Here is an 8235-nt window from a genome sequence, read left to right as displayed (position 1 = left end):
GGGGTGCGGGCCGGTGGCGGGCGCCTCGAACCGTCTTGGGGGGGTTGGGCGGCCGGGGGGCGGGCGGGTGGCCCGGCGGGATATGGGGGTTGCCGGCCCGCGGCCGGCACTACCGATTTCGAACCCTACGGATATTCAGACACATGCTTGAACAGACGCTCGATCACCTGCAGGCGCTGGTGTCCTTCGACACCCGCAACCCGCCGCGTGCGATCACCACCGGTGGCATCTTCGATTACCTGCGCGACAACCTGCCCGGCTTCAACGTCGAGGTGATCGACCATGGCGCGGGCGCAGTCAGCCTGTACGCCGTGCGCGGGACGCCGAAGTACCTGTTCAACGTGCACCTGGACACCGTGCCGGACTCGCCGCACTGGAGTGCCGACCCGCATGTGATGCGGCGCCTGGACGACCGCGTGGTCGGCCTGGGCGTGTGTGACATCAAGGGCGCCGCCGCTGCGCTGGTGGCGGCGGCCAATGCCAGCGATGGCGATGCCGCCTTCCTGTTCTCCAGCGACGAGGAAGCCAACGATCCGCGCTGTATCGCCGCGTTCCTGGCCCGTGGCCTGCCGTATGAAGCGGTGCTGGTGGCCGAGCCGACCATGAGTGAAGCGGTGCTGGCGCATCGTGGCATCAGCTCGGTGCTGATGCAGTTCGCCGGCCGTGCCGGCCATGCGTCCGGCAAGCAGGACGCGGCCGCCAGCGCGCTGCACCAGGCCATGCGCTGGGGCAACCGTGCACTGGACCATGTGGAATCGCTGGCCTCGGCCCGCTTCGGCGGGCTGACCGGGCTGCGCTTCAACATCGGTCGCGTCGAAGGCGGGATCAAGGCCAACATGATCGCACCGGCTGCTGAGGTGCGCTTCGGGTTCCGCCCGCTGCCGTCGATGGACATTGATGGCCTGCTGGCGACCTTCGCCGGTTTCGCCGAACCGGAAGCCGCCGTGTTCACCGAAACGTTCCGTGGCCCCAGCCTGCCGGCCGGTGACATCGCCGAGGCCGAGAACCGCCGCCTGCTGGCGCGCGATGTGGCCGATGCGCTGGAGCTGCCGATCGGCAACGCGGTGGACTTCTGGACCGAGGCCTCGCTGTTCTCCGCCGGTGGCTACACCACGCTGGTGTTCGGCCCGGGCGACATCGCCCAGGCCCACACCGCCGATGAGTTCGTGACGCTGGAGCAGCTGCAGCGCTACACCGACGCCGTGCATCGCATCATCGCCGCCGGCGCCTGATCGACCCTACAACGCCGCCCGGCCCTGGCCGGGTGGAACTGCAACGCGGCGACCGCCGCCTGTGACGAAACCGAAATGTCTCCTGCCCTCCAGCCCCACCGCCAGACCCGCCAGACCATCGTGCGCCTGCTTTCCAGCATGGCCAGCGCGAAGGAGATCAGCCAGTACCTCAAGCGCTTCTCGCAGCTGGACGCCAAGCGCTTCGCCGTGGTCAAGGTCGGCGGCGCGGTGCTGCGCGACGACCTCGACGCGCTGACCTCTTCGCTGTCGTTCCTGCAGGAAGTCGGGCTGACCCCGATCGTGCTGCACGGCGCCGGCCCGCAGCTGGATGCCGAACTGTCGGCCGCCGGCATCGAGAAGCAGACCGTCAACGGCCTGCGCGTGACGTCGCCGGAAGCGCTGGCGATCGTGCGCCGGGTGTTCCAGCAGTCCAACCTGCGCCTGGTCGAGGCGCTGCAGCAGAACGGCGCGCGCGCCACCTCGATCACCGGCGGCGTGTTCGAGGCCCAGTACCTGGACGTGGACACCTACGGCCTGGTCGGCGAGGTGAAGAAGGTCAACCTGGCACCGATCGAGGCCAGCCTGCGTGCCGGGTCGATCCCGGTCATCACCAGCCTGGGCGAGACCGCTGGCGGCCAGATCCTCAACGTCAACGCCGACTTCGCCGCCAACGAGCTGGTGCAGGAACTGCAGCCATACAAGATCATCTTCCTGACCGGCACTGGCGGCCTGCTGGACGAGCAGGGCAACGTGATCGATTCGATCAACCTGTCCACCGAGTACGACCACCTGATCGCGCAGCCGTGGATCCACGGCGGCATGAAGGTGAAGATCGAACAGATCAAGGATCTGCTCGATCGCCTGCCGCTGGAATCGTCGGTGTCGATCACGCGCCCGGCCGATCTGGCCAAGGAACTGTTCACCCACAAGGGTTCGGGGACGCTTGTGCGCAAGGGCGAGAAGGTGCTGCGCGCCACCGCCTGGAACGCGCTGGACCTGCCGCGCCTGAAGGGCCTGATCGAATCCAGCTTCGGCCGCACCCTGGTGCCGGAGTACTTCGAAAAGACGAAGCTGCTGCGCGCCTACGTCAGCGAGAACTACCGCACCGCGGTGATCCTCACCGACGAGGCCGAGGGCGTGTACCTGGACAAGTTCGCCGTGCTCGACGATGCGCAGGGCGAGGGCCTGGGCCGCGCGGTCTGGAACGTGATGCTGGAGGAAACCCCGCAGCTGTTCTGGCGTTCGCGCCATGGCAATCCGATCAACCACTTCTATTACGCTGAATCCGACGGCTGCTACAAGCAGGACCACTGGAAGGTGTTCTGGTTCGGCGCCGACGGCATCGACCGGATCAAGACCTATGTCGACCATTGCGCCCGGCGCGCGCCGAGCCTGCAGGGCTGAACACATGAACCATGCCGACTGGACCAAGGTCCCTACGCTGGCGGGCACCCATGCGCGGCTGGAGCCGCTGCAGATGGGGCATATCGATGGCCTGCGCGGCGCGCTTGGCGATGGCGCGTTGTCCAGGCTCTGGTACACCCAGGTGCCCGATGCGAAGACCATGGCCGGCTACGTGCAGGCAGCGCTGCAGGCGCAGGCCGAAGGCAGGGTGCTGCCGTTCGTGGTGTTCGATGCCAACGACCAGATTGTCGGCACCACCCGCTACTACGATCTGCAAGCGGACGTGCCGCGCCTGAGTATCGGTTACACCTGGTATGGCGAGTCTGCGCAACGCACCGGGGTCAACACCGAGACCAAGCTGATGCTGCTCAGCCACGCGTTCGAGCGGTTGCAGTGCCTGAGCGTCGTGTTCGAGACCAGCTGGTTCAACTTCACTTCGCGCACCGCCATCGCACGCCTCGGCGCCAAGCAGGATGGCGTGCTGCGCAACCACAAGCGGCACGCCGACGGCACGCCGCGCGACACCGTCATCTTCTCCATCATCGATGCGGAATGGCAGGGCGTGAAGCGCCACCTGCAGTACCGCCTGGACAGCCACGCATGAACGATTCGACTTTCACCCTGGGCATCGTCGGGGCCCGCGGCCATACCGGCGCCGAGCTGATCAAGCTGGTGGCCGCCCATCCGCGCCTGGAACTGGCCTTCGTCTCCTCGCGCGAACGCGCCGGGCAGCGCCTGTCCGACCACCACCCGGAATTCCAGGGCGAGCTGCAGTACGAGAACCTGGATGCCGACGCGGTGGCCGCCAAAGGCGTGGACGCGGTAATCCTGGCCCTGCCCAACGGCCTGGCCGCACCGTTCGTGGCCGCGCTTGAAGCCGCCAAGCCGGACACCGTCATCGTCGATCTCTCGGCCGACTACCGCTTCGACAACAGCTGGTATTACGGCCTGCCGGAGCTGACCCGCGGCCGCTACAACGGCCAGAAGCACATCAGCAACCCGGGCTGCTATGCCACGGCGATGCAGCTGGCGGTGCATCCGCTGCTGGACCTGCTGGCCGGCCCGCCGCAGTGCTTCGGTGTCTCCGGCTACTCCGGTGCCGGTACCACGCCGTCGGACAAGAACAACGTCGAACTGCTGGCCGACAACCTGATGCCGTATGCGCTGACCAACCACGTGCACGAGCGCGAGGTGTCGGTGCAGCTGGGCGTGGCCGTCGAGTTCATGCCGCACGTCGCGCCGCATTTCCGCGGCATCACGCTGACCGCCAACCTGTGGCTGAACCGCGTGCAGACCCGCGAACAGATCGTCGAGCGCTTCCAGCAGGCCTATGCCGGCGAACCCCTGATCGAAGTGGTGGATGAAGCGCCGTGGGTCAGCCGCATCGCCGGCCGCCACGGTGCCCAGGTCGGTGGCTTCACCCTGGCCCCGGGCGGCAAGCGGGTGGTGGTGGTGGCGACCCTGGACAACCTGCTCAAGGGCGCGGCCACCCAGGCCATGCAGAACCTCAACCTTGCGCTGGGCATCGACGAACTGACGTCGATCCCGCACTGAACACGCCTTCCGGAGCCCCCATGGCAGACCTTCTTTGGCAGAAGCCCGGCGTCGCTGTCGACGCCCAGATCCAGACCTTCCTCGCCGGCGACGATGTGATCCTCGACCGCGAGTTCTTCCTGCATGACATCGCTGCCAGCGCCGCGCATGCGCAGGGCCTGCAGCACATCGGCATCCTCAGCGCCGACGAGCTGGCAGGCCTGCTGCGCGAGCTCGACGTGCTGGCGCAGGATTTCCGTGAAGGCCGCTTCGTGCTGGATACGCAGTACGAAGACGGTCACTCAGCAATCGAAGCGCGTTTGACCGAACGCCTCGGCGACGCTGGCCGCAAGATCCACACCGGCCGCAGCCGCAATGACCAGATCCTGGTCGCCACCCGCCTGTGGCTGAAGGAGAAGCTGCTGCGCGTGGCCGGGCTCAGCACCGACGTGGCCAAGATCGCGCTGGACCGTGCGCAGGCCGAGAAGGACCTGCCGATTCCCGGCTATACCCATATCCAGCGCGCCGTGGTCTCTTCGGCCGGCATGTGGTGGGCCGGATGGGCCGAGGCCTTCATCGACAACGCCATCCGCGCCCGTGACACCCATGCGCTGGTCGACGCCAATCCGCTCGGCACCGCCGCCGGCTACGGGGTGAACCTGCCGCTGGACCGCGAGCACACCACGGCCGCGCTCGGTTTCGCGCGCATGCAGATCTCGCCGATCTACGCACAGCTGTCGCGCGGCAAGTTCGAGCTGGCCGCGCTGGAAGCACTCGGTGGCGCTACGCTGGACCTGCGCCGCATCGCCTGGGACCTGTCGCTGTTCACCAGCGCCGAGTTCGGCTTCGTCGCGCTGCCGGCGCAGTACACCACCGGCAGTTCGATCATGCCCAACAAGCGCAACCCGGACGTGATCGAGCTGATGCGTGCGACCCACGCCAGCGTCGCCGCCGCGCGCACCGAGATCGAGCAGCTGCTGTCGCTGCCTTCGGGTTATCACCGTGACCTGCAGTCGTCCAAGGGCGCCATCTTCCACGGCTTCGGCCGTGGCCTGGCCGCGCTGGAACTGCTGCCGGCGCTGCTGGCCAATCTGGAGTGGCGTGACGACAGGCTGCGCGCAGCGATCGATTCGGGCATGTATGCCACCGACGTCGCCGTGGAAGCGGCGGTGGCCGGTGTGCCGTTCCGCGAGGCCTACAAGGCCGCTGCAGCCGGTGCCGACAGCGCAGGGCAGGGACGTACCCCGGAAGGCAGCCTGGCTGCGCGTGTATCGCCGGGCTCGGCCGCCGATCTGCGCCTGGACGAACTGCGCGCACGCTGGCAGGCGCTGTCCTGATGGCGGGCACTGTCTACTTGGTGATGGCGATGCGCCGGCCGGACTTCAACGATGCGGCGGTGCAGCCGCACCGCGATTTCCTCGAGGCGTTGCAGGCACAGGGAAAGCTGCAGCTGACCGGTGGTTTCGCCGATGGCAGCGGTGGCGCCTATGTGCTGTGCAACGTCGAGAGCCTGGAACAGGCGCAGGCGATCGTCGCCACCGATCCGCTGGTGACGATGCACGCTTCCGAGCTGACCGTGCACGAATGGAATACCCGCTGAGGCCCTGACCGATGACCCTGCACGCCGCCACCGTCGCTTCGCCGTTCCCGCAACAGGCGCTGCCGCCATGGCGGCGTGCGGTGCTGAAGGTTGGCAGCAGCCTGCTGGCGGCCGATGGTGGCGGCCTGTCGCCACGCCACGCGCTGGGCCTGGCCCAGTTTGTATCCGCCAACGTACTGGCTGGGCGCGAGGTGGTGATCGTCTCCTCCGGCGCGGTTGCGGCGGGGCGCGCGATCCTGCCGCGGGCCGATGAACCCGGTGCGGCGATGGCGGCGCGCCAGGCCCTGGCCGCGCTCGGCCAGGCGCAGCTGATCGGGCTCTGGCAGCGCTTCTTCGAGCGCCCGGTGGCGCAGGTGCTGCTGACCCACGACGACCTGCGCAACCGCCGCCGCTACCTCAATGCACGCGCCACGCTGAGCGAACTGCTGCGGCTGGGTGCGCTGCCGGTGGTCAACGAGAACGACACCGTATCGGTGGACGAGCTCAAGCTCGGTGACAACGACAACCTGGCCGCGACCGTGGCCGCGCTGGTCGATGCCGATGCACTGTTCATCGCCACCGACATCGACGGCCTGTACAGCGCAGATCCGCGCACCGTGGCCGACGCGCGGCCACTGCACGACGTGCCGGAACTGAGTGACGATGTGCTGGCGATGGCCGGCGGCGCCGGCTCGCGCGCCGGCACCGGCGGCATGCGTACCAAGCTGGAGGCGGCGGCCAAGGCGGGCCGCCTCGGCATCGAGACCTACCTGTTCAACGGCCGCAGCAGCGATGTGGTGCGCGCGCTGGCGCAGGACCGCCTGTTCGGCACCCGCATCCACGCCGCACGCAGCCGCGAGGCTGCCCGCAAGCACTGGCTGCGGCACGCGCCGCTGGCCGAGGGCGCGATCGTCGTCGATGCCGGTGCGGCACAGGCGATGCGGGAGAAGGGCGCCTCGCTGCTGCCCGGCGGCATCACCGGTGTGGAGGGTGCGTTCCGCCGCGGTGACATGGTGCAGGTGTGCTGGATCGCGCCGCAGGGGCGTGTCTGTGTCGCCCGCGGCGTCAGCCAGTACGCCGCCGCCGACGTGCGCCGCATCGCCGGCCATCATTCGCGCGACATCCAGGCCGTGCTGGGCTACAACTACGGTGGCAGCGTCGTCCATCGTGACGACCTGGTGCTGCCATGACCGGTTTGAAGGACACCCCGATGAGCGAAATCGAAGCCCAGGCGCGCGCCTGCCGTGATGCAGCGCAGATCGTTGCCGGCCTGGACAGTGCGGCGCGACGCACGCTGCTGCTGGCGATGGCGCGGGCCCTGGAAGTAAATGCCGGACTGATCCTGGCCGGCAACGCACGCGACCTCGCCGCCGCGCGCGACAAGGGCGTTGGCAGTGCCATGCTCGACCGCCTCGCACTGGACCCGCCGCGGCTGTTCGCGATGGCCGAGGCGGTGCGCGAGGTGGCCGCGCTGCCTGACCCGGTCGGCCAGGTGACGCGCGACGACGTACGTCCCAACGGCATCCGCGTGCAGAAGGTGCGCGTGCCGCTGGGCGTGATCGCGATGATCTACGAGGCGCGCCCGAACGTGACGGCCGAAGCCGCCGCGCTGTGCCTGAAGGCCGGCAATGGCGTGATCCTGCGCGGTGGTTCCGAAGCGATCCACTCCAATACCGCCATCGCCCAGGCGCTGGCCGGTGCATTGAAGGCCAACGGCGTACCGCCGGCGGCGGTGACCGTGCTCACCGACCTGCGCCGCGAGGCGATGCTGGAACTGCTGCAGCTGCATGAGCTGATCGACCTGGCCATTCCGCGTGGCGGCGAAGGCCTGATCCGTTTCGTGGCCGAGCACGCGCGCGTGCCGGTGATCAAGCATTACAAGGGGGTGTGCCACCTGTTCGTGGACGCCAGCGCCGACCTCGGCAAGGCCATCGACCTGCTGGTGGACGGCAAGTGCAGCCGGCCGGCGGCGTGCAATTCGCTGGAGACGCTGCTGGTGCACCGCGCCGTGGCTGACGCGTTCCTGCCGCGCGTGGCGCAGGCGCTGGGTGAGCGTGGGGTGCAGCTGCGCGCCGATGCGCAGGCGCAGCCGTTGCTGCCGGGCAGCACGGCGGCGACCGAGGAGGATTACGCCGCCGAGTTCCTCGATCTGGTGCTGGCGGTGCGCGTGGTCGATGATCTTGATGCAGCCATCGCGCACATCCGCACCTATACCTCCGACCACACCGAAGTGATCGCCACCGAGGACACCGGCCACGCCGAGCGCTTCGTCAACGCGCTGCGCTCGGCGGTGGTGATGGTCAACGCTTCGTCGCGCTTCTCCGATGGTGGCCAGCTGGGCCTGGGCAGTGAGATCGGTATTTCCACCACGCGCCTGCACGCCTACGGCCCGATGGGCTTGGAAGCCCTCACCGTTGAACGATTTGTCGTGCGCGGCGAAGGGCAGACGCGTACATAAGTGGATCCACGCCTCGCGTGGATGCTCTT

The 8235-nt window shown here is 68.4% G+C and carries 8 protein-coding genes; all 8 read left to right on the top strand.

The features are described from left to right. Positions 1-143 precede the first annotated feature (143 nt). On the top strand, positions 144-1232 hold the full coding sequence (locus AC5JLE_RS16665; RefSeq protein ID WP_014647786.1) for an acetylornithine deacetylase: 1089 nt from the start codon (positions 144-146) through the stop codon (positions 1230-1232). 75 nt (positions 1233-1307) lie between these two features. Continuing rightward, on the top strand, positions 1308-2636 hold the full coding sequence (locus AC5JLE_RS16660; RefSeq protein ID WP_046431735.1) for an acetylglutamate kinase: 1329 nt from the start codon (positions 1308-1310) through the stop codon (positions 2634-2636). Positions 2637-2640: 4 nt separating this feature from the next. Then, complete coding sequence (locus AC5JLE_RS16655) at positions 2641-3240, top strand: GNAT family N-acetyltransferase (protein WP_014647784.1); 600 nt, start codon at positions 2641-2643, stop codon at positions 3238-3240. Continuing rightward, positions 3237-4190 (top strand): N-acetyl-gamma-glutamyl-phosphate reductase, encoded by a 954-nt coding sequence (gene argC / locus AC5JLE_RS16650; RefSeq protein WP_014647783.1) that lies wholly within the window; start codon positions 3237-3239, stop codon positions 4188-4190. Before AC5JLE_RS16655 ends, argC begins: the two co-directional genes overlap by 4 nt. 20 nt (positions 4191-4210) lie before the next feature. After that, entirely contained in the window at positions 4211-5506 is a 1296-nt protein-coding gene (gene argH / locus AC5JLE_RS16645) for an argininosuccinate lyase (protein ID WP_014647782.1), read from the top strand. After that, positions 5506-5769, top strand: coding sequence for a YciI family protein (locus tag AC5JLE_RS16640; protein ID WP_164165722.1), 264 nt, complete (start codon positions 5506-5508; stop codon positions 5767-5769). Before argH ends, AC5JLE_RS16640 begins: the two co-directional genes overlap by 1 nt. A gap of 11 nt (positions 5770-5780) precedes the next feature. Beyond that, the gene (gene proB, locus AC5JLE_RS16635) at positions 5781-6938 is read left to right on the top strand and encodes a glutamate 5-kinase (RefSeq protein ID WP_164165724.1); all 1158 of its coding nucleotides are present in this window, start codon (positions 5781-5783) and stop codon (positions 6936-6938) included. Beyond that, the gene (locus AC5JLE_RS16630) at positions 6935-8206 is read left to right on the top strand and encodes a glutamate-5-semialdehyde dehydrogenase (RefSeq protein ID WP_169410954.1); all 1272 of its coding nucleotides are present in this window, start codon (positions 6935-6937) and stop codon (positions 8204-8206) included. Before proB ends, AC5JLE_RS16630 begins: the two co-directional genes overlap by 4 nt. Positions 8207-8235 lie beyond the last annotated feature (29 nt).

The sequence above is a fragment of the Stenotrophomonas sp. genome (genome assembly GCF_059505245.1).
The sequence above is the reverse complement of the archived record's forward strand: the minus strand, read 5'-3'. Positions and strand labels throughout refer to the sequence as shown.

Excerpts from the sequence above, each read along its gene's own strand:
- argC (WP_014647783.1), top strand. The coding sequence starts at position 3,237 with ATGAACGATTCGACTTTCACCCTGGGCATCGTCGGGGCCCGCGGCCAT.
- AC5JLE_RS16665 (WP_014647786.1), top strand. The coding sequence starts at position 144 with ATGCTTGAACAGACGCTCGATCACCTGCAGGCGCTGGTGTCCTTCGAC.
- argH (WP_014647782.1), top strand. The coding sequence starts at position 4,211 with ATGGCAGACCTTCTTTGGCAGAAGCCCGGCGTCGCTGTCGACGCCCAG.
- AC5JLE_RS16660 (WP_046431735.1), top strand. The coding sequence starts at position 1,308 with ATGTCTCCTGCCCTCCAGCCCCACCGCCAGACCCGCCAGACCATCGTG.
- AC5JLE_RS16655 (WP_014647784.1), top strand. The coding sequence starts at position 2,641 with ATGAACCATGCCGACTGGACCAAGGTCCCTACGCTGGCGGGCACCCAT.
- AC5JLE_RS16630 (WP_169410954.1), top strand. The coding sequence starts at position 6,935 with ATGACCGGTTTGAAGGACACCCCGATGAGCGAAATCGAAGCCCAGGCG.
- AC5JLE_RS16640 (WP_164165722.1), top strand. The coding sequence starts at position 5,506 with ATGGCGGGCACTGTCTACTTGGTGATGGCGATGCGCCGGCCGGACTTC.
- proB (WP_164165724.1), top strand. The coding sequence starts at position 5,781 with ATGACCCTGCACGCCGCCACCGTCGCTTCGCCGTTCCCGCAACAGGCG.